Origin of the sequence: uncultured Rummeliibacillus sp., assembly GCF_934216135.1 — a bacterium.
Lineage (GTDB): Bacteria > Bacillota > Bacilli > Bacillales_A > Planococcaceae > Rummeliibacillus.
Genome location: NZ_CAKQBI010000007.1, coordinates 61,986 through 88,210 on the forward strand (window position 1 = coordinate 61,986; position 26,225 = coordinate 88,210).

Sequence of the window (26,225 nt, forward strand, 5' to 3'; positions counted from 1 at the left end):
TGGTGAGTTCTTTCGATTTTTTAAACCAAAGTATTATTAATCTACTTTTGCCATTTCAATCACTAAAATGTGTGCTGTATTTTCGGCTTTGATATGAATGTTTTCTTCTACGATTTCTAAGCCATCACGTGCTTCAAGTGGAACATTATTTATCGTAGCCTGACCTTCTATATCTACAAGATAAGCTTGGCGTCCTTTGGCTACTTCAAAATTAATTTCCTTACTAGCTTCTAATTCTATTGCATATAAATTAGCATCTTGGTTAATTTGAATTGGTGCGGTTCCATTCTTGTTTGAGACCATATGGAGCCATTTATTTTTGCGTTCATCCATTTCGAATAAGAACTCACCATAATGTGGAGTATGCCCATGACGATCTGGTAAAATCCAAATTTGAAGCATTCTTAGTTCTTCATCACCCATATTATGTTCGCTATGGAAAACGCCTGTCCCAGCACTCATATATTGGACTTGCCCTCGTGTGATGGTATGTTTGTTTCCCATGCTATCTTGGTGTGTAAGTGCGCCTTTGACAACATAAGAAATAATCTCCATATCACGGTGAGGATGAAGGTCAAATCCTGTATGAGGTGCGATTAAATCGTCATTTATAACTCGTAATGCACCAAATTGAATGTTTTTTGGATTGTAGTATTCTGCAAATGAAAAATGGAATGTACTGTTTAACCAACCTAGGTGGCTAGTCCCCATTTGTTGATGGTCAACTTTTCTAAGCATAATAATCTTCCCTTCAAATAATTATCTTGAAAATATCTTTAATTCGAGATAATTTTATAAGCAATTTTATAATTAGTCAAACCTTTCAACTTAATATATATATAAAGATGTCTTATAAGGTTAAATTCAACTCATAAGACATCTTTTTCTTACTCTTTAATGAGATCGTATGTAATACAAATTGGTTTTTTTGTACGAGGATCTAAACCAATAAAAGCATCAATATTAAAAACAGTTTTTAAAACTTCTGGTTGGATAACTTCTTCACATTCTCCAGCTTTGATAATTTCCCCATCTTTTAACGCAATCAAATAATCAGCAAACCTAGCCGCTTGATTTAAATCATGAAGTACCATAATAATGGTGCGTTGTTGTTCTTTATTTAACTTTTGGAGCAGCGTGAGAACTTCTAATTGATGGGCCATATCTAAATACGTAGTTGGCTCATCCAAGAAAATAATTTCTGTTTCTTGTGCAAGGGCCATTGCGATCCAGACGCGTTGGCGCTGTCCACCTGAAAGTGCGTCAACAGAACGATATTTGTAATCAGAAGTACCTGTCACTTCTAAAGCCCAGTCAATTACTTCATAATCTCTTTTCGTTAGTTTTCCAAGAGCCTTTTGATAAGGAAAACGACCATAAGAGACAAGTTCACCGACAGTTAATCCGTCGATGCTTTCAGGAGTCTGCGGAAGAATCGCCATTTTGCGTGCCAGATCTTTTGTTTTTTGTTTTGCAATATCCTCACCGTCTAAAACAGTGTAGCCAGCTTGTTGACTAATAATTCGAGTCATTGTTTTTAGTAAGGTAGATTTCCCACAGCCATTTGAACCTATGATGGTGGTGATTTTCTTATCAGGAATTTCGATGTTTAAATTCTGTAAAATCAGCTTTTCACCATAGCCAACACTTAGGTTATTAGTAAGTAAACGGACCATTATTCAACCTCCAATTTATAATAAGCAAACAAATTAATGAGAATGAAAATCAATTTCATCTGATCATTATCATAATTCTAATTAGTAATTACTGTCAATAATGATTTTGGATGATTTATAAAATTGTATGGTGATAAATAGAAAAAATGTTGAATCACATAAACGTGCCCGTGAAGAAACATTAAATAATAACCAATTATTAATAATAAAGTAGCCATACAGGAAGTTAGATTCGAACACTTTCCAAACAAAACTATTCAAAAAATATTAGTACTTTAAAAAATACCCTCTGGATTATATGAATCCAAAGGGTATTTATCTTTGTAAGGGCTATCTTTCTCGTTCAATAAAAATTTTTCTTTATGATGTTGACAATGTTAAAATAGACTATAAGTCTTTTTTATAAGGTGATTTTTATGAATTCAATATCATTTAAATGGTTGAGAACTGAAGTTATTTGGATATTACTCATTGCAAGTTTTACAGCAATAAGTAGCGAAATTAAGCTCATACCGTTTAATGGTGAAGATTTTCGCTTTGGATTGGGGAGTATTACTTTCTTATTATTAATATTAATCCGTATACCGAGATCTGTTATACGTACTGGGGTTATAACAGGTTTAACAGTAGTTCTTTTTCGAGTATTTTCAAGTGTTTTAATATATAATGGTACGTTTCCTGATAGTCTAATTGAACACTATCCTGCATTTTTGTTTTATTTTGTGTATGTTGTATTATTCACACTTTTAGATGTTAGAAGTTTTATTGAGCAACCTCTTAAATTGGGCATCTTGGCAACCTTTATAGAAATTATTTCTAATAGTGCTGAACATATTGTTCGTTATTTTATCCTACCAAATAGTTATTTAGGATTTTACGATTGGTTTTTAATCATCTTGGTAGCCATATTAAGGAGTTTTTTTGTAGTAGGGATATATAGCTCGATTATTACGTCTGAACAACATAAAAGACTAGATCAACAGCTCACTCTAGGATCAGATTTATATGTCGAAACATTGTATTTGCAAAAAATAATGAATCATATCGAACAAATTATGGCAGACAGCTATGATTTATATAGAACATTAAAAAAACAACAGTCACAGGAACAAAGTGTAAAGGCCTTGCACATTTCCCAGGAAATCCATGAAGTAAAAAAGGATGCGCAAAGAATCTTTTCAGGTTTATCTAATATTACAATGCCTAAAACAGATGTCGAATATTACTTATCGAATATTGTAGAATTTGTCGTAACGGCTAATATTAAATATAGCGAAATGTTAAATAAAAACATAGAATTTAAAATTGAAAACACAATTGATTTTCCATTGACGCAACAAATCCCTTTGCTTGCCATTCTTAATAATATTACTGCAAATGCGATTGAAGCTATAGATGAAGACGGCCGTATTGAATTAAGAATCATTGAACAGGGAGAGATGATTCATTTTGCTATTCAAGATACAGGCAAAGGTATAGCTGAGGAAGACTTAGGTATTATATTTGAGCCTGGCTTTACAACAAAATTTAACCAACAAGGTGTAGCTGCAACCGGAATTGGATTATCTCATGTAAAGGAAATTGTCCAAATGCTACAGGGTGAAATTTATATTGAACGACCAATCTTAGGGGCCACTTTCCACATTAAGATACCTCGCAAGAATATACAAAAAGGAGTGGAGTAAGTTGCGGTACTTTATCGTAGATGATGATGTTGCAAGTCGTCGCATGCTCAAACAGATTATTTTAGATGGGGATATGGGTGTCATAATTGGAGAAGCTGATAGTGGGGTTAATGCATTAGATCCTATTTTATCAACTGACCCCGATTTTGTACTAATTGACCTTTTAATGCCGAAATTAGATGGTATAGAAACCATTGACCAATTGCGTAAGCAAGGTTTTAGAGGACATTTTATCATGATTTCTCAAGTTGAAAATAAGGAAATGATAGGCGAAGCTTACGAAAAGGATATTGAATTTTTTATACACAAACCAATTAATCGTATCGAGGTACAAAGTGTATTAAAAAAAACATCAGAACGACTACTACTAAAAAAGTCACTTTTAACAATTCGAAAGTCGATATTACACTTTGAAGAGGAAACAAAAGAAGAAACCCATCGTACGATTAAGGATGTTGTTTCTTCCATATTAAATGATATGGGGATTCTCGGAGAAGTTGGAAGCGATGATATAGTAACAATCATCGATTTGTTATCTTCAAATGAAGAAAAGTCCATGCAAATTCCACCGTTAAAAGATATTTATGAAAAATTAGCTAGTCAGACAAAATTTAGCGGTGCAGAAATAATGAAAGAGAGTAAAGCAATCGAACAGAGGATTCGTCGAACTATTTCTATTGCGATGAACAACCTAGCAACTCTCGGAGCTGTAGACTATACAAATCCTGAATTTGAATATTATGCACCTCGCTATTTTGAGTTTGCTGAAATTCGATCGTTGATGAAGACTATTCAAGAGAACGAGATGGATTCTAAAAAACCTAAAATCAATGTTAAGAAATTTTTGCAAGTTTTATATGTTGAGGCAAATGAAAAATTCAAGCATCCGCCAAAATAAGTAATTATATGTAAAAACTAATCTCAAATCGGCATAAAACCTATCTATTTAATAGAAAAGTTATATTAAAATTAATTTTTTTTGAATTTTTATATCATTAAAAATGTCGGATAATGTCGGATTTTATAAGTCGCCCGTATAATGAAATCAAGATTTACGATTCAAGTTAAAAGCAACCATTACTGAAGGGGTGACTAAATAAATGAAAAAATTTAAGTTTGGACTAGCTTGGCAAATTTTAATAGGGTTAATTCTTGGTGTAGTTGTCGGAGCTATCTTTTATGGAAATGAAAACGTAACCAAATATCTTCAACCTGTTGGTACAATTTTTATGAATATGATCAAAATGATTGTAGTACCAATTATTATTTCAACATTAATTGTTGGTGTAGCCGGTCAAGGTGACTTTAAAAAACTTGGTAAACTAGGTATTAAAACTATTGTTTACTTCGAAGTTATTACGACATTTGCAATTATTATCGGTATTGCCTCAGCAGATTTACTTCATCCTGGTGTAGGCGTTGATATGTCTAACTTAACAAAAGGCGACATTTCAACTTATGTCGAAACTAGTAAAGACGTAAAAGAAGGCGGCGGTTTTGCTGAAACAATTATTAATATTGTTCCAACAAATATTGTACAAGCTATGTCAGAAGGTAATATGCTTGCGATTATCTTCTTCTCAGTATTATTTGGTTTAGGTGTTGCAGCAATTGGTGAAAAAGGAAAACCAGTTTTAAAATTCTTCTCAGGTGTAGCAGATGCAATGTTCTGGGTAACAAATACAATTATGAAATTTGCTCCATTTGGTGTATTTGCCCTAATCGCTGTAACTGTTTCAACATTCGGTATACAATCTTTAGTGCCATTAGGTAAGTTAGCAATTCTTGTATACGTAGCAATGTTCTTATTTGTAGTAGTGATTCTCGGATTTGTAGCTAAAATTTGTGGCTTAAATATTTTCCACATTATTCGTATCTTAAAAGATGAATTGTTATTAGCATATTCAACTTCAAGTTCTGAATCTGTATTGCCACGTATTATGTTGAAAATGGAAAAAGCTGGTGTACCGAAGGATATCGTATCGTTCGTTATTCCAACAGGCTATTCATTTAACTTAGATGGTTCAACTTTATACCAATCCATTGCGGCATTATTTATTGCTCAAATGTACGGTATAGACTTAACACTAGGTCAACAAATCACATTAGTTCTTACATTGATGGTAACATCTAAAGGTATTGCAGGTGTGCCAGGTGTATCCTTTGTTGTATTATTATCAACACTAACAGCTGTCAATATTCCAGTTGAAGGTTTAGCATTCATCTTAGGTATTGACCGTATCCTAGATATGGCTCGTACAGCTGTAAACGTAACAGGTAACTCATTAGCATCCCTTGTAATGGCGAAATGGGAAGGCCGTCTAGATAAAGACAAGTATGAAAATTACTTTGGTGACGAAGAAAAAGAAAAATTAGCATAATTAATTGATATTAGCTCTGCCGATATGAGTTTCAACTCATATTAGCAGAGCTTTTTTTGTCGAAATTAGACATCATGCTGACATATTGAGATGATACTATAGAAACAAAAAATTAGATTGGAGGTAGAGTAATGGATAAAGTATTGATTGTTGAAGATGAATTTGCCATAAGCCAAGTATTGAAGGCATATTTACAAAAGGTGCATTTTCAGACGGAGCAGGCATATACAGGCACTGAGGCGATCAAAAAATTTCATGCTTGGAATCCAGATATTATTTTGTTAGATGTGATGTTACCTGAAAAAAATGGGTGGAAAATTCTAAAAGAAATTCGTCAGGAAAGCAGTTGCCCAGTCATTATGCTTACCGCATTAGGTGATGTGAATTATAGATTGGAAGGTCTAAATGAAGGGGCAGACGACTATATAGCAAAACCATTTGTAGCAGAAGAAGTCGTTGCACGTGTTAAGGCTGTGTTAAGAAGAACTCAAGAAGACAAGGGACTTATACGACAATTTGGTAGTTTAGAGATTAATCTTCAATCACACCAAGTAAATGTAGGAGGGCATGAAGTTGACCTAACGCCAAGAGACTTATCTGTTTTGATGTTCCTCGCAGAGCATCCTAATCATACGTTTACAAGAGAACAACTTATTGAGCAAGTCTGGGGATGGGAATATGATGGTAGCGACCGAGCTGTCGATTTAGCTGTTAAACGATTGCGCAAAGCGTTACAGGATTGGCCAGCAACTGAAGGTGAAATTAAAACACTACGGGGATTGGGGTATCAACTAAGTGTTAAATAAAAGTAAAGATAAGAGGACTTCGTTAACACGTTATTGGACAAGCAGATATCTATTAACACTTTGTGTTGGACTTACGATTGTAGCATTTTTCTCTGCTATATGGATACGCCATACCACTCTACAGAATCGCTTAGATATGTTGGAATTTATGGGCGAAGAAATCTCAAATCGTTTAGCAGATAGTATTACAAGCAATTCATCAGCAGGACCACCTGAAGCTCCTAATGGAAACAAAGTTGATCCTGGATTATTTAGAGATCGAGAACGTTTTATGGATATGGGAATCAAACCGAATATTTATATTGTTGATACAAAGGGAAATATAATATCTACAAATCAACCAAAAGGTCCAATTGAACAGAAAAGTCTACCAAGTTCTGTAATATCATTAAAAGATGATGTAGTTAAATACAAATCCGAGGATTCTCCTCAGCTAAATTATGCAGTAAAAAAGAAGATTGAAATAGATGATAAGACCGTTGGATACGTTATTATTACGGAAACAAAGGAAAATCTTACGCACCTTAACCAAGAATATAGTCAATTAGCTATTATGATAGGTGGTTTGGCTTTACTTGGACTTGGAGCAATTTACTTCTTGTCTCGGCGATTAGCAAAACCGATTAAAGACGTAGCTTACGCAGCCAAACAAGTACAAGATGGAAATTATCATATTCAACTACCTGATAATATTAAAGAAGAAGAAGTTTATGAACTAGTACATTCATTCCAAGACATGGCATTGAGATTGGAACAATTAGAAGCGATGCGGACAGAATTACTAGCGGGTGTAACGCACGAATTAAAAACACCAGTCACTTCTATAAGCGGATTGTTACAAGCAATTCAAGATGATGTTGTTGAAGGTGAAGATCTAAAAGAATTTATCAGAATGGCCGTCAATGAAACGAAAAAGCTAAAAACTATGGTAGGAGATTTACTTGCATTTAACTCCTTCTCTGTTAATGCCATTCCAGTAAAACTCGAAAATTTTGAAATAAATCAAACCATCAAAGATACCGTATCTCAATGGGAACTTACACAAGATACAGAAGATATTGAATTGGCATTAGAAACTTTATCAGAACCAAGACAAGTAGAAATTGATCTTGTCAGATTTCAACAAGTATTTACAAATCTCTTTACAAATGCGAAGCAAGCAATGAAGGGAAAGGGCAAAATCACTGTTACACTTACTGAAACAAAGGCTGATATACGAATTCGTGTTGCAGACACAGGAGGAGGAATTCCAAATGAAGAGCAAAACCTTATTTTTGAACGGTTTTATCGTGGGGAAAATAAAAAATACGAAATACGTGGCCTTGGTCTAGGCTTACCACTAAGTAAAATGATGGCACAATCTATAGGTGGTGATCTTCGCCTTATTGAGAGTTCTAAAAAGGGGACGATTTTTGAAGTGAAGGTTCCAAAATTATAAAAATGCTAAAGGTGTTTCATAAGTTCCGAAAAGAACTTATGGACGCCTTTTTCTATATTAAGTATATTAAAATCTTCACTTTGACATTTAACTGACACATTAGCCCTATATAGTATGAATTGTAGAAAAGATAAAGTAACTTACCAACAAAGGGAAGGAAGATATAGATGAACGAATTGAACTCAAACAAGCGGATAGGCCTTGGCAAAAAGCTAATTCTGGCTATAGGTATACCACTAATTTGTATGGTTGCTGTCGTTGCTTATTATTTGATAAGTAAAGATAACTATGTTGCTAAAGTCGGTGGAGTAAAAATTTCTCAAGAAGAATTAAATTCAGCTTTAAACAAGCAATACGGTGCAACAGTTCTTGATACATTAATCTCAGATAAGGTAATTGAATTAGAAGCTGAGAAGAAGAGTGTTACGGTTTCTAAAAAAGCCATTCAATCACAACTCGACACATTAGCAACTCAATATGGAAGTGAAGAAGCACTAGAATCTGCACTTGCTTCCAACAACATGACAATAAATGATGCTAAGAAGAGTATTAAAACGTATTTGCTAACAAAAAAGCTGATTGAACCAACTCTTGATATTACAGATTCAGAGTTAAAATCTTACTTCAAAGAAAACAAAGATTCCTACAATGAAACCGCACAAGTAAAGGCTAGCCATATCTTATTAAATGATAAGAAAACAGCTAATACGGTATTAGCTAAATTGAATGATGGTGGAGATTGGGATAAGTTAGCGAAAAAATACTCACAAGATTCAAGCAATGCATCAGATGGTGGAAACCTAGGATACTTTGCGAAAAGTGATATGGATGAGGATTTTGCGGATGCAGCTTTTTCATTGAAAGTTGGAGAAACTAGTAAAATCGTAAAATCATCATATGGCTATCATATTATTAAAGTTACGGGTAAAAAAGCAACAAAAAAAGCAGAATATGCTGATGTAAAAGATCAGGTAAGAGAAGCAGTTGTTGAACAAAAGATTAACGACAATTATAGTTCTTGGTTATCTTCACTATATGAAGACTATAAGATTGAAAACAAACTAGATAAGGATAGTGGTTCAACATCTAGTACAAGTTCTAATAATAGCTAAGGAGGTTGTCCGAGGATAGATGCGTTATCAAGATGAATTTACAGTAAAAGGGCGAAAAGAACTAAAACATGCTATTTCACAAATGGATTATACCATTCTGAAAAACAAACTAAAGCATGTGATGACACTTGATACAAATGCCGGACGAGATGGTAAGTACTTTATTCGCAGCGTTTATTTCGATAATTTTGATAATAAGATTTTAAACGAGAAAAAAGAAGGCTATTTCAAAAGAGATAAATACCGTGTTCGAATATACGGAAAAAGCTCCGATTTGATCAAATTAGAAAAGAAAAGTAAACGAAACAACTTAACTTTTAAAGAAAAATGCTATATTTCAAAACATGAATATGAATGGATAAGAATAGGTGAAATCGAATGGATGGAAAATGACGAACGGCAACTGATTCGTGAGTTATACATCCAAATGACCTTATATCAGCTCAAGCCAATGACAGTTGTAGACTATGTTCGTGAGGCGTATATCTACCCATACGGTAATATCCGTGTAACTTTCGATAGTCAGATTAAAACAAGCTTACGAAACGTCGATATTTTTAATCCGGACTTAGCGATGGTTCCAGTATTCGATCCAACACAGGTTATTTTGGAAGTAAAGTATGACGAATATTTACCAGATATCATCAAGATGACATTACAAATGATGGATCGTAGACCAGATGCCTATTCAAAATACCAACTTAGCCGTATGTACGGTTAAATAAATCATATTTGGAGGAAAAACATTTATGGATAACACAAACTTCAGTGATATTTTCAAATCAAGTTTTATCGAGAAAACAACAAGTTTTTCACTAACAGATTCCTTAATCGGATTACTCGTAGCATTTTTAGTTGGCTTATTTATTTATGCTGTCTATAAAAAGACATTTTCAGGAGTAATTTACTCACATAGTTTTAATATTTCGTTGATGATTATGACAATGGCTACTGCATTAATTATTATGGGGATTTCATCAAACGTTCTATTATCTCTTGGTATGGTCGGTGCATTATCAATTGTTCGATTCCGTACACCTATTAAAGACCCAATGGATTTAGTCTATTTGTTCTGGTCCATCGTAGCAGGTATTCTATGTGGTGCAGGATTTATTCCATTAGTCATTATAGGTTCTATATTAATTGGTTTGATACTTGTTCTTTTCGTGAACAAAATTACGATTGAAAATCCTTACTTGCTTATTGTGAAGTATGATCATGCTTCAGCGGAAGATCCATTGGAAAAAGTGATTAAAGCAAAATCAAAGAAATATGCATTGAAGTCAAAATCAATTATGCCTGGCGATGATTTAGAAATCACTTATGAAATTCGCGTAAAGGAAAATGATTCACATTTTATGAATGAGTTAACAGCTATTCAAGGTGTTCGATCAGCAGTCATGCTTAGCTATGATGGGAATTTCACAGCGTAATAAGAACGATGTAAAGGAGCTACAGCATGATCAAAAATAGAGTTGTATATAGTATTCTCGCTATGCTCGTGATTGTGTTCATATGTGCCATCGGAATTTTACCAAACTTATCAATAAAAGAAAAGAATATAGAGACAAGTTATGTCTCACAAGTGTTTAATCACAATAAAGTAACGACAGTGGATATTGAACTATCAGATGATGATTGGAAAGATATGCTTAATAATCCGCTAAAGGAAGAAGTAAAAGAAGCAACGGTTACGGTTAATGGTAAAAAACTTGAACATGTTGGGGTTCGTACGAAAGGGAATCTATCGTTACGTGAAGTAGCTAATGATGATGATTCGGATCGCTACAGTTTAAAGTTAGACTTTGATTATTATAACGATGAGCAAAGTCTATATGGATTAAAAAAATTAAATCTTAATAATAATTATAGTGATGCCACGCAAATGCGCGAATACCTCTCCTATCAACTAATGGAGAAAATGGGGTTGCCAACACCTTCATATGCATATATGTATGTCACTGTTAACGGTAAGGATCGCGGATTATTCCTTGGTGTTGAACAAGTAGATGAAACATTTTTGGCAAAAAATTTCGAGACAAATACGGGTGCACTATATAAACCTGATGGCACAGGCAGTGACTTAAAGTGGATAAGTGACGATTTAGACGACTATACAGGATTAAACGTTAAAACAAAGATTGACGAGGATTCAGAAAATGCTACGGTAGACTTTTTGAAGGCTATTAACAATAAAGGAAAGAGCCTTGAAGATACCGCCAATGTGGACAATCTGTTGCGCTACTTTGCAGTAAACACAGCACTTGTCAATTTAGATAGTTATCAAGGAAATCTAAAGCACAATTATTATTTGTATGAGGAAAATGGTAAATTTAATATAATTCCTTGGGATTATAATATGTCCTTTGGCGGTTTTGGTGTAGGAGGAGGCTTTAGAGATCCTCAACCGCAAACAAACACTACAAGTAAACAAACTGATAGTAGAAAGAATACTAATTCTACTAATAGTACGACAAGGGAAAATAATTCTACAGAACAAAATAGTAATACAACTGAAAATGGTATGCCAACGCCTCCAGATGGTAATGGTCAACCACCACAAGGGCGAAGTGGACAAATGCCACCTGGCGAAAATGACGATCAAGGTGGAATGCAACCTCCGCAAGGACAAAATGGAGAAGCACCTGCTGCTCCACAGGATAGCAGTAATGCTCAGAGTGGTGAACAATCAAAAACAAATACAAAAAATGATACAAGTAATGCAAACAAAAAGGGTAATGTAGGCCAAAAAGCTGCTGGAGCTTCCAATAGTGATTTACTAGCAGAATCTAGTATCAACTTTAGTATCACGACGCCAATATCCGGAACAACTTTAGAAGAAAGACCATTACTTAATGTATTGCTATCAAATGACCAATATAAAGAAAAATATGAAGGTTACTTAAAGAAAGTGGCAACAAGTTATTTAACGGAAAATCAAATTGCGGTAGAAACAGCGAAGATTGCGAAGTTAATTAAACCTTATGTAGAAAAAGATCCTACAAAATTCTTTACGAAGGAGGATTTTGAAAAAGCTGTTTTAGGCGATAATAGTTTACCAGAATTTGCTAAACAACGTTCTAAATCTATATTAAAGCAACTTTCAGGTGAATTGAATGTCGATAATACTCCATCAAATGAAGATGATAAAGCGTCAACAAATGATCTAACAAAATCAAAAGACAATGAAAGAAAACAAAAACAAAAGGATAGAGATACATCTACCAATAAAAATGCTGCAAAAGGAAATGGAATGGGTCAAGAACCTAATGTTGCAATGGCCTTTGGAGGTAATGGTCAAGGCCAACCAGGAGGGAAAATGGGGCAAGGTGGTCCACAAAATGTAGGACAGAACCAAGTAGAAACAGGAACATCCAAAGAGACTCTGATAATGGATGGAATCGCTACAAGTGTGTTACTACTTGCTATTATTGCTGTTTTTATATTTAAACGTAGGGGCCGTAAATTAAACAAAAGATAATAAATAGAGTGTTGTTACCCACTGCTCGTATCTGTTTGACGATGCGGGCAGTGAAATCCCACCCAATTTTACACTTACACATGCAAAAGGCTTTACTCGATTGTCTAGCACAACGATTGAGTAAGCCTTTTGTTCTTTTATATGAATGCTATCCTTTCTAATTTCTCAAAGACAAGTCATTTTGTTCACCTTTTCTTTTTAAATATTTTAATATTAAATTGTAACTTTAGAAAAGTGATGTTGAAACAAAGTGGTTTAATATAAAAATTAAATGAGGTGTCTTTCAGTGGATGATCAATTTCTACATATACAAACAACTGAAATAAAGGATTTACCACTCTTCTCTAACTATTATCCGTATGAGCCAACACCTTATGATGTATTAGACTTATGCTTTGATAATATTGAATTAGCACAAGATGATTGTTTTGTAGACTTTGGATGTGGAAAAGGAAGAGTAGTGTTTTATGTGAATCATCGTTATCATATCGATACTCTTGGCATTGAAATAAACAAAAATTATATACAAGACGCTTACCAAAATAAAATGCAATATGTAAAGAATCATCATTTAGCAGAGAAATCGGTGAACTTCCTGAATGCTAAAGCTGAACAATACAAAATACAACCGACAGATAATATCTTCTTTTTCTTTAATCCTTTTTCAGTACAGATTTTCCGGAAAGTAATTTATAATATCTTGAAATCACAGCAAGGCAATTCTCGAAAGATTTATGTGATATTATATTACCCCTCTTTTGAGTATATTCAATACTTAAAAAGCGAAACAAAATTTAAAGTTATAAAGGATGTTCTAGTGCCAAATCAATTTGCTTATAATACGCATGAGCGAATTATGATTTTTGAATATTAGGAGGATTGTTGATATGACAAATTTATGGAATGAACGATTTAACACAACTGAATATATATATGGTGAGGAACCAAATGCCTTTATTAAAGAATACACCTTTCAATTAGAAAATCTTAAGAAAGTTGCTGCATTTGCAGAAGGTGAAGGGCGAAATGCTATATTTTTAGCTAAATCAGGACATGATGTTACAACTTTTGACTATGTAGAAAGCGGCTTAAACAAAACAGTACAATTGGCAGAAAAAAATAATGTAAAAGTGAAGACTGTACAGGTAGATTTATTAGAGGGTTCTGTGCCAAATGAACAATTCGATGCAGCAATCATGGTATTTGGACATTTTCGAAAAGAAGACCAGAGAAATGTATTTGAGAAAATTTTAAAATCGGTTAAGCCTGGTGGCAAAATAATGATGGAGTTGTATTCTGAAAAACAACTCGACTATCGGACTGGTGGACCTAAGAAATTAGAGATGCTCTATAAACCCCAAGATATTTTAGATTGGTGTGAAAACTATAAAATAGTTCACTTTTTTGTAGGGGAGCAGTCAAGGCAAGAAGGGACACTTCATACAGGACTGGCCCATGTTATCCAACTTATTATTGAGAAATAGTAAATATGAAGGCAACTCTAATGTTTAATTTAGGGTTGTCTATTTTTATTTTATAGAAGGTAATTCCTAGTAGACTACTTGAAATTGAAAACTAAGTTTGATATGATGAGAAAGTTCATTTTTAATAGTTATCATTGTTAACTAATTTGAAAAGGAGATTTATATGACTGCTTTTAGAACTTTATTTCATCAATTAGTTTTAACATACAGACCATTTGAAACGCAGTTAAATGAGAGGCTTGCAACGCATCATTTACACCGAGCTGAATGGTCTGTTTTGTATTATTTAGTGAACTCTGAATCGATGACATTAGTAGAAATGGCAAGACTTCTGAGTGTAGAAAAGCCTAATATTACGAGGACGATGAAGAGTTTAATAGAACAAGGTCTTGTAGAGGCTAAGCCCGGGAAAGACAAACGTGAAAAGCATATGGTGGTAACAGCTAAGGGCCTAGAGATTTATAAGGAAATACGGGTGACTGTTGATGTATTTGAACAGCAAATACTAAAAGGAATCCCAGAAGAAGAACAACTAGTATTTATGCGAACGATGAAAAAAATTAGAGGGAATTTATTAAATAGATAGGGGTCTTCCAATGAGTCATGCGAAAGAAAAATTATGGTCAAAAGATTTTGTCATTATGTCGATCATTAACTTTATCATTTTAGTTATTTTTTATTTGTTAATGGTAACGATGGCATCATTTGCAGTGAAGGAATATCATGCTTCAACAAGCCAGGCAGGTCTGGTGACAGGGATTTATATTATTGGTACTTTAATAGGTAGACTTGGAACGGGGAGAGTAATCGACCAATTCGGACGTAAAAAAGTGCTTATTATTGGTTTAGCTCTGTTTGTGCTAACAATGTCACTTTATTTCATTAATGCGGGGATTACTGTTTTGCTTTTATGTCGATTAGTTCATGGTATATCTGTTGGGATTGCGTCAACAGCAACAGGTACTATTGTGGCACAAATTCTTCCGCAATCTCGTAAAGGTGAAGGAATTGGCTATTATAGTATGAGTGCTACACTAGGGACTGCAATAGGTCCGTTTATAGGAATTATGATGAGTCAACATTCATCTTATAGTATGATCTTTTTACTATGTATGTTATTAGGTATTATCTGTTTAGTTATATCGTTAATGGCGAAAGTTCCCCCAGTACCAGGAGTACCAGATTCTCAAGCATCTTCAAAGGGATTCAGTATCTCACAATACTTAGAACCAAAGGCGATACCAGTTGCTATTATTACAATTTTTATTGCTTTTGGATATGCAGGTATTCTTTCCTTTATTAACTTTTTTGCTAAAGAACGTGATTTAGTAGCAGCATCAAGTTTCTTCTTTCTTGTATATGCTATTGCTATTTTAGTAACACGCCCATTTACCGGAAGATTAATGGATACGAAAGGTGCAAACTTTGTAATGTATCCATGTTTTGTTCTGTTTGCACTAGGTTTACTTTTGCTAAGTACTTCTCATAGCGGTGTCGTATTGTTATTATCAGGTGCCATGATTGGTGCAGGTTATGGGAATCTATCCTCAACAGCACAGGCCATTGCTGTAAAGTTGACACCTCCACATCGTATGGGATTAGCAACATCAACTTACTTTATCGCATTAGATGGTGGTTTAGGTGTAGGACCATATTTACTGGGGTATATTATTCCATTGCTTGGTTATGGAAAATTATATGTATCATTAAGCATTTTCATTTTCATCACCATTGCAATTTATTTCATACTTCATGGAAGAAAAGATCATCTAATCTTGGAGAAAAAAGTAGGGTAATTTTTTCATTTTAGAGCATTCTTTTATTGTAAGGTGTAATATATTTTAATATTAAATATTTTAGTGTTAAAATATATTTATTCGAAATAAAGGAGATGTAAACAATGGGAAAATTAGATGGCAAAGTTGCTATTATTACTGGTGGTGCAGGCGGTATCGGTAGTGGTATGGCAAAAGCAATGGTTAAAGAAGGCGCTATCGTAACAATCGTTGATTTAAATGAAGAAACAGGAAAAGCGATGGAGAAAGAATTACAACAATATTCTCCAGAATCCATGTTCATGCAAGTAAACTTAATGGACCGCAATAAGTTAGGGAATATTGTTGAAACAGTTGTTAAAAAATATGGTAAACTAGATGTCTTAGTAAACAATGCACATGCTTCAAGACAAAAGCCATTCATGGAAACTACACAAGAAGATATCGATCTTTCTTTCGGTACAGGTTTTTATCCGACATTCTATTTAATGCAAGCAGCATTCCCTTATTTAAAAGAAACCAAAGGTAATATTATCAACTTTGCATCAGGCGCTGGCTTAAATGGCGATCCCACACAAGCTGCATATGCTGCTGCAAAAGAAGCTATTCGCGGTATTACACGAGTAGCTGCTCGTGAATGGGGACAATATGGTATTAATATTAACCTTATTAGCCCAATTGCTCTTTCACCAGGTGTAGAAGCATGGTCTAAAGCTCAACCTGAATACTATGAAGCAGTTAAAAATAAAATTCCAATGGGCCGTTTTGGTGATGTTGAAAAAGATATTGGCCGTGTCGCTGTATTTTTAGCATCTGAGGATTCAAAATATATTACTGGTCAAACAATTATGACTGATGGTGGAGCAACTATGCTTCGATAGTATTTTGGAGTTAGGAGGACGTTTTGAAAGAAACAAATATTTTTCAACTGATACATGCAAACGAATTAGTGAATAATGCGAATATCCTGCAATTTTCGCAACGTATTCAAAATTATATAGGAATTTCACCTATTTTGGTTCTTAGTGAGCTTAAACAAAATGGACCCCAGAAGCAAACCGTACTGGCTGAGGAATTAGGCTATTCACCAGGGGCTATGACGAATATTGCTTCAAAGTTAGTAAAAGAGAGATATGCAGAGCGTCAATATAATGCAGATGATCGCAGAAACGTATTGTTAGCAATTACCGAACTAGGATTAAAAGCATTAGAGGAAGCGCAAAAGGTAGGAAATGAAATTCAAGTAGAACTATTCAGCATGTTAAGTAAAGAAGAAATAGAACAATATTTGTCCATCCAACAAAAACTTCTGTCTATAATCGATAAATGATAAAACAGAGATTGCCGACGTTGTCAAATTCATGACGACATCGGCAATTTTTTAATTTAAGGAGTTGCCCAAATCTCCTACAAAAAAATATAAAAAAGACTAGGCATATAATTTTATACACCTAACCCTTTCCAAAAAAAGTCACCAATATTTTTCGCCATATCATCGATTGAAGTGAAAAAAGCCTGACCATTTTCATCACGATGATTTCCAACGTTTAATAACGATGTGAATAACTGTGTTACAAACTTAGGGTCATGCTGAGGGATTTCTCCCTTTTCCATTGCCTCCATTAAAGTATGCTGAATAATCTCATGCATCTTTTCCTCGGATTGTTTCATTTTCTTTTTTTGTTCTTCAGATAAACTAATTTTGGCATCACGCATAAAGTTATTTAAGTCAATATCTTCCGTTGCAGATAAATGGATTTTAATGAGTTGATGGAATCGTGATTTCAGCGGAAGCTCATCCCTATTCAAAATGTTAGAAATTTGCTCACGAATATAATCCATCATCACAATCATACAGTCCGTGTATAATTCTGCTTTTGTAGAGTAGTAATAGTAAATGGTTGCTTTTGTTAAATTACAAGCTTTAGCAATATCATCCATAGAAACAATTTTATAACCATTTTGAAGAAATAATTTTGTCGCAACTTCTAAAATAATGGACTTAGTGGGTTTATCTTGTTGATCATGACGAGGTCTACCTAGGCTTCGTTGTTTTTGTTGCACTGCAATCGCTCCTAAATACGCCATTTTTTACTACAGTATAGCATAAGATAAAAAGCTTGAATAATTAACTAACCAGTATATATAATTAAATCATTAACATGAGGATGGTGAATATTGGATGAAAAGAGGACCGTTAGAGCTTTGGGGTTCACTGGTTGGTGGAAAAAAGACGAGTTGGATTCCATTGGTTGTTTGGGTATTATTAGTTACTGTTTTATCTTTCCTTTGGCCGCAAATAAACAGTATAGAAAATGGATCAGCTAATGATTTACCAAAAGAGTTAATGTCACAAAAAGCGGAGCAATTAATAAGTGATGAATTTTCAAGTGATTCAGGAAATCCGTTATTAGTGGTTTGGCATAGAAATGATGCATTAAAAGATGATGATATTGAAGCTATTCAAAATGTCTATAAAAATTTAATGGATCAGCCGTTAACTAAGCAACAATCAATTCCACCACTTGGGACTCTGCCATCACAAGCGATAAAAGCAGAAGTATCTGAAAATGGTACTACAATTGTTACACCTATCTTTTTTGACAAGGATGCATCTACTGATGTATTAAAAACGAATGTAGAAAAATTTGAGAAACTAGTTACAAAAGAGTTAGGGGAAGATCCTTTTAGTAACAAATTATCTGAAAGTGGTTTACATTTACGATTATCAGGACCTGTAGGTATTCAAATTGATGCAGTCAGCTTATTCTCTCAAGCCGATGTGAAACTAATGATTGCAACAGTATTATTAGTATTAGTATTATTAATTCTATTATACCGTTCACCTATTTTGGCAGTCGTACCATTATTAGTTGTTGGGTTTGCTTATGGTTTAATAAGTCCATCTCTAGGTTTCTTTTCTGAACAAGGATGGATTACAAAAGATGCACAAGCTGTATCTATTATGACAGTATTATTATTTGGTGCAGGAACAGATTATTGTCTATTTTTAATCTCAAAATATAGAGATATTTTATATGAAGAAGAGAATCGTTTTAAAGCGATGAAAATAGCGGTAAAAGAATCAGGTGGTGCTATAGCCATGAGTGCCTTGACGGTCGTCATTGGGTTGTTGACACTTAGTCTAGCACACTATGGATCTTTCCAAAGATTTTCAATACCATTTAGCTTTGCGGTTCTTTTAGTAGGAATTGCATCATTAACAGTTTTACCAGCATTATTGGTGCTAATAGGTAGAATAGCTTTCTATCCATTTATCCCTCGTACTGTAGAAATGGAGAAGGCAAGAGCTGAAAAGAAAGGGAAAGTTTTTAAAGAACCAAAGCCAAAACATCGATTCAGTCGTAAAATTGGCCATGTTGTAACTCGTAAACCTTGGACTGTTATTATTACCACAATAATCTTATTAGGCGGGCTAGCAACGTTTGTGCCTAAAATACAATTTACCTTTGATTTGTTATCGTCGTTCCCAAAAGACATTGCTTCGAGAGAAGGTTTTCAACTAATATCTGATAATTTTAGTCCTGGTGAATTAGCGCCAGTAAAGGTTATTGTAGATACTGATGGTAAGAATATAGATTTACAAAAAGAGTTAAAAAAACTATCTAATGTTGATCAAGTTAACAAGCCACTGACAGGCAAAACTAGAGAGGAACTTCAATTAGTAGAACTCTATCTTGATGGAAATCCATATTCAACGGAAGCAATTGAACAAATACCTAAGCTTAAAAAACAAGTAACAGCAATACTACAAGATGTGGGTATTCAAGACGCTAGTAAACGTGTATGGATTGGTGGGGAAACCGCTACTCAATATGATACAAAGCAAACTATTGAACGAGATGAATCTATTATTATACCAACAATGATTGCTATCATTGCGCTGTTGTTACTTGGATATTTACGTTCGATTACAGCAACTCTATACTTAATCGGTACAGTTGTTTTATCTTATTTTGCAGCATTAGGTGCAGGTTGGTTAATATTACATTACTTCTTTGATGCAGATGCTATTCAAGGATCAATCCCGCTTTATTCGTTTGTATTTTTAGTGGCACTCGGCGAAGATTACAATATATTTATGGTATCTGAGATTTGGAAAAAGAGAAAAAAGCAAGATCACCATTCTGCAGTTTCCGATGGAGTAGTACACACAAGTAACGTTATTACGTCAGCAGGTCTAATTTTAGCTGGTACTTTCGCAGTGTTAGCAACTTTGCCTATTCAAGCATTGGTACAATTCGGTGTGGTAACAGCAATAGGCGTTTTACTGGATACTTTTATCGTCCGTCCATTACTTGTACCTGCTATAACTACAGTTTTAGGTAAGTATGCTTTTTGGCCAGGGAAACTATTTAAGAATGCAGATAAATAAATACATCAAAAAAGCTGAGAGATGTTATCTCAGCTTTTTTGATGTAACCATATAAAACTAATTAGTTGCTCCTTTTGTTCAATTTATCCCCTAACAAAAAGATATAAAAATACTATTTTAAATAAATAAAAATAGAAAAATATCATTTTTCGTTAAAAATTTAAATATTTCAAATTTACTAAAAATTGATATAGACTAAATGGCATGAATCATTTACAATATGATTTGTAAAAAAGAGTCTAATAAAGTGTTAAAAGGCATAAATCTATAATAAATAAATATGTTGAATGAATTTATTTGTCAGAATATTTAAAATATATTTTAGGTGAGGGGGATATGGTATGAGTTCAAAAAAATTAAAACGATATGCGTCAGTATTTTTAGCATCGTCTTTAGTTGTTGGGGTTTTAGCGGGGTGTGGAAGTAAGGATGAAAAGTCTTCGGGAAGTAGTAAGGGAAGTAGTGATGAGATAAAAATTGGCTTGAATTTAGAATTATCTGGTGCTGTAGCGTCCTATGGTTCTGGTATTTCAAAAGGAGCTAAACTTGCAATTGATGAGATCAACAAAGCGGGTGGTATTGATGGCAAAAAGATTGTACCAGTTGAAATTGACAACAAGTCAGATGCAGCTGAAGCAACATCTGCAGCCATTAAGTTAGCAACACAAGAAAAAGTAGTAGCACAAGTTGGTTCGGCAACATCTGGTAATACAGTTGCCGCGGTACAAATTGCGAACAAATATAAAATGCCTGTTATTGGGCCTTCTGCAACTTCTGAAACTGTAACAGTAAGCGAAAAAGGTGAACTAAATGAGTTTGCCTTCCGTACATGCTTTATCGACCCATTCCAAGGCCAAATCGCTGCAAACTTTGCACTAGATACGTTAAAGGCGAAAAACGTAGCTATTTTTGCAGATAGTGCTAGTGATTATGCAAAAGGATTAGCCAAATCATTTAAGGAAACTGTTGAGAGTAATGGCGGCAAAGTTGTAGCAGAGGAATCGTATGTCGCAAAAGATACAGACTTCAAATCTACACTAACACGTTTAAAATCTAAAAAGCCTGATTTTATCTATATCCCAGGCTATTACGAAGAGGTCGGACTGATCATTAAACAGGCCCGTGCCGCTGGAATCGATGTACCTTTAATGGGTGGAGATGGATGGGATTCCCCTAAAATGGTTGAGTTAGCAGGTAAAGATGCGCTTAATAAGACATACTTTACAAACCATTATTCAGCTGAAGATCCAGATGAAAAAATTCAAAAGTTCGTTGCGGCATTTAAAGCAGCTAATAGTGATCAAGCACCGGATGCATTTAATGCATTAGGCTATGATACAGTCTATTGGTTAAAAGATGCAATTGAACGTGCAGGATCAACAGACGGTGAAAAAATTAAAGAGAAACTAGCAGATACAAAAGACTTATCATTAGTTACAGGTAACTTCTCAGTAGATGAAAAACACAATCCAGTAAAAACAGCAACAGTTCTTGAATTTAAAGACGGTAAGCAAGTGTTCAACTCTAAAGTTAATCCTTAATGCTTTAGTTAAGAAAAGGGGGGAACTGTCCTCCCTTTTCGTATTTATTTCTTTTTAAAGGAGTGGGATTTTATGGAGTGGTTGCAACAGTTAATCAATGGTATTTCACTCGGAAGTATATATGCATTAATCGCCCTCGGTTATACGATGGTATACGGCATTATAAAACTGATCAATTTTGCGCATGGCGATGTCTTTATGATTGGTGCGTTTATAGGCTTTTTAGCCATTGCAAGATGGGATTTAGGATTCTTTCCAGCATTACTTTTAGCAATGGTTGTTTGTGCGGTATTGGGGGTATTGATTGAACGTATTGCTTATAAAAGATTACGTAATGCAACACGTATTGCAGCATTAATAACGGCAATCGGTGTTTCCCTTTTAATTGAATATACAACTATATTCTTCCGAGGAGCACAACTTGAAACATATCCCGATGTTATTTCAAATAAGACATTTAACTTTTTAGGTGCACAAATTAGTATGCAATCGATCATGATTCTATCAGTATCCATCGTACTAATGCTTATCCTACAATTTATCGTACATAAGACAAAAATCGGTAAAGCTATGCGTGCCGTTTCCTATGACGTGGAGACAGCTCGCTTAATGGGTATAAATGTAGATAATACCATTTCAGTAACATTTGCAATTGGTTCTGCGCTTGCTGGTGCAGCGGGTGTTATATTTGGTATCTATTATACGAGAATAGACCCATTAATGGGGATTATACCAGGGATTAAAGCGTTTGTAGCTGCAGTACTTGGCGGAATTGGTATTATTCCAGGCGCGGTAGCTGGTGGTATGGTGCTCGGTGTTGTTGAAACGGTTGTTAGTGCATTAGGCTTCTCTTTATGGAGAGATGCAGCTGCCTTCGTTATTTTAATCTTAATTTTAATCTTTAGACCGGCGGGGATATTTGGCAAGAACACCCGTGAGAAAGTGTAGGTGATAGGTACTTATGAAAAAGTCTAAAGTATTTTGGGTATATGTTGCAGTGGCTCTAGTCGTCTATGGCGTTGTGCAATTTTTAATTTCAAGCGGGAATTTAGATATGTATTATTCAAATTTATTTATTACAATTGCGATTAATGTGATTTTAGCCGTTAGTTTACATTTAGTAATTGGGATTACAGGGCAGTTCTCGATTGGCCATGCAGGGTTCTTAGCGGTGGGGGCGTATATTTCGGCTATTTTCACAACAAATCTTGGATGGCCGTTTCCAGTAGCATTATTAATAGGTGCGTTTGTAGCAGCAATTGCTGGATTAATCGTAGGTATCCCTACACTTCGTTTAAAGGGAGACTATTTAGCAATTGCTACACTTGGATTTGCTGAAATTATTCGTATTGTATTCTTGAATATTGATTACGTTGGTGGCGCAGCAGGTATGCAGGTAGATTATCTAACAACTTGGTCTTATGCATTTTTCGCTGTACTTATTACAATTGTTGTTATTTCAAATTTTACGAATTCACGTCATGGTCGTGCATGTATAGCTGTACGGGAAGATGAAATTGCAGCCGATGCAATGGGAATCAACACCACATTCTATAAAGTATTAGCATTTGCAATTGGTTCATTTTTCGCTGGACTTGCCGGTGGGTTATTCTCTCATAACTTCTTTATCATCCAACCATCACAATTTGGTTTTTTAAAGTCTTTCGATATTTTAATCTATGTTGTACTAGGTGGTTTAGGTAGCTTATCAGGAGCAATTATCGCTGCAATACTTCTAACTATTATTTCTTTATATCTACAAGATTTCCCCGAAACTCGTATGATTATCTATAGTTTAGTATTAATCATTGTAATGTTATATCGTCCATCTGGCTTGATGGGGACAAAGGAAGTCACCGATCTCTTCAAATTCGGTAAGAAGTCGAAAGGAGGTAATGTTAATGAGTGACCTTCTTTTAAATGTTGAGAATGTAGGGATACGATTTGGTGGTTTGAAGGCTGTCTCAGGCTTAAATATGGAGATGCATCAGGGTGAACTGATTGGCTTAATTGGTCCGAATGGTGCTGGGAAAACGACAAGCTTTAATATGTTAACAGGCGTTTATAAACCGACAGAGGGTATTATCATATTTGATGGAAAAAAGATGAATAACATGTCACCTCACCAAGTTACAAAGAGTGGTGTAAGTCGTACCTTCCAAAATATTCGTCTGTTTAAAGAGCTATCAGTTCTAGATAATGTAAAAGTGGCAAACCATTCACTTGCACATCATTCGGTATTAAGTTCTATTTTACGCTTACCAAGTTATTTCTCTGGTGAAGCAAAAATGGAACAAGAATCGATTGAATTTCTTAAAATTTTTGGCTTAGATAAATATATGAATGAGCTGGCTAAAAACCTTCCATACGGGATGCAACGTAGGCTAGAAATTGCTCGAGCATTGGCGGCAAAGCCTAAGCTCTTATTATTAGATGAACCTGCAGCTGGTATGAACCCTCAAGAAACCCATGATTTAATGGAGTTAATCGCATTAATTCGCAAAAAATTTGATCTAACTATTCTTTTAATTGAACACGATATGGGACTTGTAATGGGGATTTGTGAACGGATTTATGTTCTTGACCATGGTCAACTCATTGCACATGGCAATCCAGAGGAGATTCGTAACAATCCAAAAGTTATTGAAGCTTATTTGGGTGAGGAGGTAACAGAATGATGCTGAAGGTAAATGATATCAATGTGTTTTACGGTAACATTCAAGCATTAAAGGGAGTCTCCTTGGAGGTAAACGAAGGTGAGATTGTCACATTAATAGGTGCAAATGGAGCGGGTAAGAGTACTCTCTTAAAAACTTTATCAGGATTATTAAAGCCAAAACAAGGTGAAATTGAATATCTTGGTAAATCAATAGCAGGAAAGGCTGCACAATCTATTGTGAAAGCAGGGATTTCACAGGTCCCAGAAGGACGGCGTGTTTTTGCGAATATGACAGTGGAAGAAAATCTTGAATTAGGTGCATATTTACGAAATGACCGTGCAGAAATTGCAAAAGATAAAGAGCGGATTTTTAAGATATTTCCTATATTATTAGAAAGGCGTAAACAATTATCTGGTACATTATCTGGCGGTGAGCAGCAAATGCTTGCAATGGGGAGGGCAATTATGGCAAGACCAAAATTGCTTTTGCTAGATGAGCCATCAATGGGGCTAGCACCAATCATGGTAAAAACGATTTTTAATACAATAGAAGAAATTCGAAAAGAAGGAACTACAATTCTTTTGGTAGAACAGAATGCCCATATGGCTCTTTCTATAGCCGACCGAGCCTATGTAATTGAAACCGGTAGAGTTGTACTTTCAGGCACTGCTAACGAACTAAAAGAGACTGAACAAGTGAAAGCTGCATATTTAGGTGGATTATAAAAGTGAGCCATATTTTTTGTATAAATGATACAAGGAATATGGCTCTTGCGCTTTGAAGAGAGATTTATTTTACTGAAATCAGTTTTATACTCGAATATAATAATTACATAATAATGAAATTCCATTCTTGAAGGTAAATATTCTTGAATATAGAATAAAAGATTTATTATTTTCTTTTGAGAAGGGTGTGTTCTTAATGATTGATATACACAGTCATATCATTTTTGATGTGGATGATGGTCCAAAAAGTATAGAAGAGTCGATTAAAATGCTTTACAGTGCAGTGGATGAAGGGATTACTGAAATTGTCTTTACTTCACACGCATTTCATCCTCAATATCATGCTCAAACAGGAATTGTGAAGGAAAGATTCGATGTTCTCAGAGAAGGGATAAAAATACATGATATCCCATTAAATATCCATATTGGTCATGAAGTAAGACTCAATGATCAAATATGTCCGCAGTTAGATAAAGGAAAAGTCTTAACTTTAGCAAATTCTAGGTATTTATTGTTAGAGTTGCCTTCTCAAGGAGTACCTAAGTATACTTTTGAAATCATAAATCAATTAGTGACAAGAGGTATTGTTCCAGTTATTGCCCACCCCGAACGAAATTATGGAATAATGGAAAAACCTGAATTGTTGGAGCGCCTCGTGCTTCATGGTGCGATATCTCAAATAAATGCAGGGAGCATTGTGGGGCATTTTGGGAAACGTATTCAACAAAATGCTTTGAAATTAATCAAGGCAAATATAATACACGCGTATGGGTCTGATGTTCATAATTTGTCGAAACGCCCATTTTTATATGCCAAAGGATTATCTTATTTAGAAAAACACAAGTGTTCTGACTTTGTAGACATATTTTTAGAAAATAACGCAAGAATACTTGCAAATAGTGACGTCATTATACTTGAACCAGAGAAAATTCTAAAAAGAAAATGGTTGGGATTATTTTCTCAATAGAGTAACTGTCTATGTTCATACCATGCTGATCCTTTTAGCGTATTGATATAAACTTTTCTTAAAAGCCATATTAATTGATGATATTCGATTAATGCGGC

The 26,225-nt window shown here is 34.5% G+C and carries 25 protein-coding genes; 22 read left to right on the plus strand and 3 right to left on the minus strand.

Annotated features, from left to right (window positions below):
* Positions 1-36: 36 nt before the first annotated feature.
* A complete protein-coding gene (locus Q0977_RS06420; protein WP_119416589.1) occupies positions 37-738 on the minus strand; it encodes a pirin family protein in 702 nt (233 codons plus the stop codon).
* Between the two features lie 149 nt (positions 739-887).
* Entirely contained in the window at positions 888-1,676 is a 789-nt protein-coding gene (locus Q0977_RS06425) for an ABC transporter ATP-binding protein (protein WP_124217431.1), read from the minus strand.
* 416 nt (positions 1,677-2,092) lie between these two features.
* Here Q0977_RS06425 and Q0977_RS06430 point away from each other — a divergent pair, with 416 nt between their 5' ends.
* The 15 genes from Q0977_RS06430 to Q0977_RS06500 all read left to right on the plus strand — a co-directional run bounded on the left by Q0977_RS06430 (position 2,093) and on the right by Q0977_RS06500 (position 17,168).
* On the plus strand, positions 2,093-3,361 hold the full coding sequence (locus tag Q0977_RS06430; RefSeq protein ID WP_119416591.1) for a sensor histidine kinase: 1,269 nt from the start codon (positions 2,093-2,095) through the stop codon (positions 3,359-3,361).
* A gap of 1 nt (position 3,362) precedes the next feature.
* A complete protein-coding gene (locus tag Q0977_RS06435) occupies positions 3,363-4,259 on the plus strand; it encodes a response regulator (protein ID WP_119416592.1) in 897 nt (298 codons plus the stop codon).
* A 202-nt stretch (positions 4,260-4,461) separates the two neighbouring features.
* Positions 4,462-5,742: a cation:dicarboxylate symporter family transporter gene (locus tag Q0977_RS06440; RefSeq protein ID WP_119416593.1), complete on the plus strand. Its 1,281-nt coding sequence runs from the start codon at positions 4,462-4,464 to the stop codon at positions 5,740-5,742.
* Positions 5,743-5,873: 131 nt separating this feature from the next.
* Positions 5,874-6,548 carry a response regulator transcription factor gene (locus Q0977_RS06445; protein ID WP_119416594.1) on the plus strand — a complete coding sequence of 225 codons (675 nt, stop codon included), beginning with the start codon at positions 5,874-5,876 and terminating at the stop codon, positions 6,546-6,548.
* Positions 6,538-7,986: a HAMP domain-containing sensor histidine kinase gene (locus tag Q0977_RS06450; protein WP_119416595.1), complete on the plus strand. Its 1,449-nt coding sequence runs from the start codon at positions 6,538-6,540 to the stop codon at positions 7,984-7,986. The genes Q0977_RS06445 and Q0977_RS06450 overlap by 11 nt, the downstream gene beginning before the upstream one ends.
* Before the next feature lie 167 nt (positions 7,987-8,153).
* Positions 8,154-9,098 carry a peptidylprolyl isomerase gene (locus Q0977_RS06455; RefSeq protein ID WP_299511609.1) on the plus strand — a complete coding sequence of 315 codons (945 nt, stop codon included), beginning with the start codon at positions 8,154-8,156 and terminating at the stop codon, positions 9,096-9,098.
* A gap of 19 nt (positions 9,099-9,117) precedes the next feature.
* Positions 9,118-9,819: a polyphosphate polymerase domain-containing protein gene (locus Q0977_RS06460; protein ID WP_119416597.1), complete on the plus strand. Its 702-nt coding sequence runs from the start codon at positions 9,118-9,120 to the stop codon at positions 9,817-9,819.
* Positions 9,820-9,847: 28 nt separating this feature from the next.
* Complete coding sequence (locus Q0977_RS06465; RefSeq protein ID WP_124217430.1) at positions 9,848-10,531, plus strand: DUF4956 domain-containing protein; 684 nt, start codon at positions 9,848-9,850, stop codon at positions 10,529-10,531.
* A gap of 26 nt (positions 10,532-10,557) precedes the next feature.
* Complete coding sequence (locus Q0977_RS06470) at positions 10,558-12,579, plus strand: CotH kinase family protein (protein ID WP_124217428.1); 2,022 nt, start codon at positions 10,558-10,560, stop codon at positions 12,577-12,579.
* A 286-nt stretch (positions 12,580-12,865) separates the two neighbouring features.
* Entirely contained in the window at positions 12,866-13,453 is a 588-nt protein-coding gene (locus tag Q0977_RS06475; protein WP_158582388.1) for a class I SAM-dependent methyltransferase, read from the plus strand.
* Positions 13,454-13,466: 13 nt separating this feature from the next.
* Positions 13,467-14,063 carry a class I SAM-dependent methyltransferase gene (locus Q0977_RS06480; RefSeq protein WP_299511622.1) on the plus strand — a complete coding sequence of 199 codons (597 nt, stop codon included), beginning with the start codon at positions 13,467-13,469 and terminating at the stop codon, positions 14,061-14,063.
* Positions 14,064-14,226: 163 nt separating this feature from the next.
* On the plus strand, positions 14,227-14,649 hold the full coding sequence (locus Q0977_RS06485) for a MarR family winged helix-turn-helix transcriptional regulator (protein WP_119416601.1): 423 nt from the start codon (positions 14,227-14,229) through the stop codon (positions 14,647-14,649).
* A gap of 10 nt (positions 14,650-14,659) precedes the next feature.
* A complete protein-coding gene (locus tag Q0977_RS06490) occupies positions 14,660-15,859 on the plus strand; it encodes an MFS transporter (RefSeq protein WP_119416602.1) in 1,200 nt (399 codons plus the stop codon).
* 104 nt (positions 15,860-15,963) lie between these two features.
* The gene (locus tag Q0977_RS06495) at positions 15,964-16,719 is read left to right on the plus strand and encodes an SDR family NAD(P)-dependent oxidoreductase (protein WP_119416603.1); all 756 of its coding nucleotides are present in this window, start codon (positions 15,964-15,966) and stop codon (positions 16,717-16,719) included.
* 23 nt (positions 16,720-16,742) lie between these two features.
* Positions 16,743-17,168, plus strand: coding sequence for a MarR family winged helix-turn-helix transcriptional regulator (locus Q0977_RS06500; protein WP_119416604.1), 426 nt, complete (start codon positions 16,743-16,745; stop codon positions 17,166-17,168).
* Positions 17,169-17,281: 113 nt separating this feature from the next.
* Here the strand turns inward: Q0977_RS06500 and Q0977_RS06505 are convergent, their stop codons facing one another.
* Positions 17,282-17,902, minus strand: a complete 621-nt coding sequence (locus Q0977_RS06505; protein WP_124217426.1) for a TetR/AcrR family transcriptional regulator — start codon at positions 17,900-17,902, stop codon at positions 17,282-17,284.
* Positions 17,903-18,020: 118 nt separating this feature from the next.
* Between Q0977_RS06505 and Q0977_RS06510 the strand changes: the two genes are divergently transcribed.
* The 7 genes from Q0977_RS06510 (at position 18,021) to Q0977_RS06540 (ending at position 26,127) form a co-directional block, all read left to right on the plus strand.
* Positions 18,021-20,234, plus strand: coding sequence for an MMPL family transporter (locus Q0977_RS06510; RefSeq protein WP_124217423.1), 2,214 nt, complete (start codon positions 18,021-18,023; stop codon positions 20,232-20,234).
* A 341-nt stretch (positions 20,235-20,575) separates the two neighbouring features.
* Entirely contained in the window at positions 20,576-21,775 is a 1,200-nt protein-coding gene (locus tag Q0977_RS06515) for an ABC transporter substrate-binding protein (RefSeq protein ID WP_299511636.1), read from the plus strand.
* Between the two features lie 72 nt (positions 21,776-21,847).
* Complete coding sequence (locus tag Q0977_RS06520; RefSeq protein WP_299511639.1) at positions 21,848-22,723, plus strand: branched-chain amino acid ABC transporter permease; 876 nt, start codon at positions 21,848-21,850, stop codon at positions 22,721-22,723.
* Positions 22,724-22,736: 13 nt separating this feature from the next.
* Positions 22,737-23,684 (plus strand): branched-chain amino acid ABC transporter permease, encoded by a 948-nt coding sequence (locus Q0977_RS06525; RefSeq protein ID WP_124217418.1) that lies wholly within the window; start codon positions 22,737-22,739, stop codon positions 23,682-23,684.
* Positions 23,677-24,453 carry an ABC transporter ATP-binding protein gene (locus Q0977_RS06530; RefSeq protein WP_124217416.1) on the plus strand — a complete coding sequence of 259 codons (777 nt, stop codon included), beginning with the start codon at positions 23,677-23,679 and terminating at the stop codon, positions 24,451-24,453. Before Q0977_RS06525 ends, Q0977_RS06530 begins: the two co-directional genes overlap by 8 nt.
* Entirely contained in the window at positions 24,453-25,160 is a 708-nt protein-coding gene (locus Q0977_RS06535) for an ABC transporter ATP-binding protein (protein ID WP_124217414.1), read from the plus strand. Before Q0977_RS06530 ends, Q0977_RS06535 begins: the two co-directional genes overlap by 1 nt.
* Positions 25,161-25,356: 196 nt before the next feature.
* Complete coding sequence (locus Q0977_RS06540; protein WP_299511650.1) at positions 25,357-26,127, plus strand: tyrosine-protein phosphatase; 771 nt, start codon at positions 25,357-25,359, stop codon at positions 26,125-26,127.
* The last annotated feature ends 98 nt before the right edge of the window (positions 26,128-26,225 follow it).

Excerpts from the sequence above, each read along its gene's own strand:
- Q0977_RS06420 (WP_119416589.1), bottom strand. The coding sequence starts at position 738 with ATGCTTAGAAAAGTTGACCATCAACAAATGGGGACTAGCCACCTAGGT.
- Q0977_RS06425 (WP_124217431.1), bottom strand. The coding sequence starts at position 1,676 with ATGGTCCGTTTACTTACTAATAACCTAAGTGTTGGCTATGGTGAAAAG.
- Q0977_RS06430 (WP_119416591.1), top strand. The coding sequence starts at position 2,093 with ATGAATTCAATATCATTTAAATGGTTGAGAACTGAAGTTATTTGGATA.
- Q0977_RS06440 (WP_119416593.1), top strand. The coding sequence starts at position 4,462 with ATGAAAAAATTTAAGTTTGGACTAGCTTGGCAAATTTTAATAGGGTTA.
- Q0977_RS06445 (WP_119416594.1), top strand. The coding sequence starts at position 5,874 with ATGGATAAAGTATTGATTGTTGAAGATGAATTTGCCATAAGCCAAGTA.
- Q0977_RS06455 (WP_299511609.1), top strand. The coding sequence starts at position 8,154 with ATGAACGAATTGAACTCAAACAAGCGGATAGGCCTTGGCAAAAAGCTA.
- Q0977_RS06460 (WP_119416597.1), top strand. The coding sequence starts at position 9,118 with ATGCGTTATCAAGATGAATTTACAGTAAAAGGGCGAAAAGAACTAAAA.
- Q0977_RS06465 (WP_124217430.1), top strand. The coding sequence starts at position 9,848 with ATGGATAACACAAACTTCAGTGATATTTTCAAATCAAGTTTTATCGAG.
- Q0977_RS06470 (WP_124217428.1), top strand. The coding sequence starts at position 10,558 with ATGATCAAAAATAGAGTTGTATATAGTATTCTCGCTATGCTCGTGATT.
- Q0977_RS06480 (WP_299511622.1), top strand. The coding sequence starts at position 13,467 with ATGACAAATTTATGGAATGAACGATTTAACACAACTGAATATATATAT.
- Q0977_RS06485 (WP_119416601.1), top strand. The coding sequence starts at position 14,227 with ATGACTGCTTTTAGAACTTTATTTCATCAATTAGTTTTAACATACAGA.
- Q0977_RS06490 (WP_119416602.1), top strand. The coding sequence starts at position 14,660 with ATGAGTCATGCGAAAGAAAAATTATGGTCAAAAGATTTTGTCATTATG.
- Q0977_RS06495 (WP_119416603.1), top strand. The coding sequence starts at position 15,964 with ATGGGAAAATTAGATGGCAAAGTTGCTATTATTACTGGTGGTGCAGGC.
- Q0977_RS06510 (WP_124217423.1), top strand. The coding sequence starts at position 18,021 with ATGAAAAGAGGACCGTTAGAGCTTTGGGGTTCACTGGTTGGTGGAAAA.
- Q0977_RS06515 (WP_299511636.1), top strand. The coding sequence starts at position 20,576 with ATGAGTTCAAAAAAATTAAAACGATATGCGTCAGTATTTTTAGCATCG.
- Q0977_RS06520 (WP_299511639.1), top strand. The coding sequence starts at position 21,848 with ATGGAGTGGTTGCAACAGTTAATCAATGGTATTTCACTCGGAAGTATA.
- Q0977_RS06525 (WP_124217418.1), top strand. The coding sequence starts at position 22,737 with ATGAAAAAGTCTAAAGTATTTTGGGTATATGTTGCAGTGGCTCTAGTC.
- Q0977_RS06530 (WP_124217416.1), top strand. The coding sequence starts at position 23,677 with ATGAGTGACCTTCTTTTAAATGTTGAGAATGTAGGGATACGATTTGGT.
- Q0977_RS06535 (WP_124217414.1), top strand. The coding sequence starts at position 24,453 with ATGCTGAAGGTAAATGATATCAATGTGTTTTACGGTAACATTCAAGCA.
- Q0977_RS06540 (WP_299511650.1), top strand. The coding sequence starts at position 25,357 with ATGATTGATATACACAGTCATATCATTTTTGATGTGGATGATGGTCCA.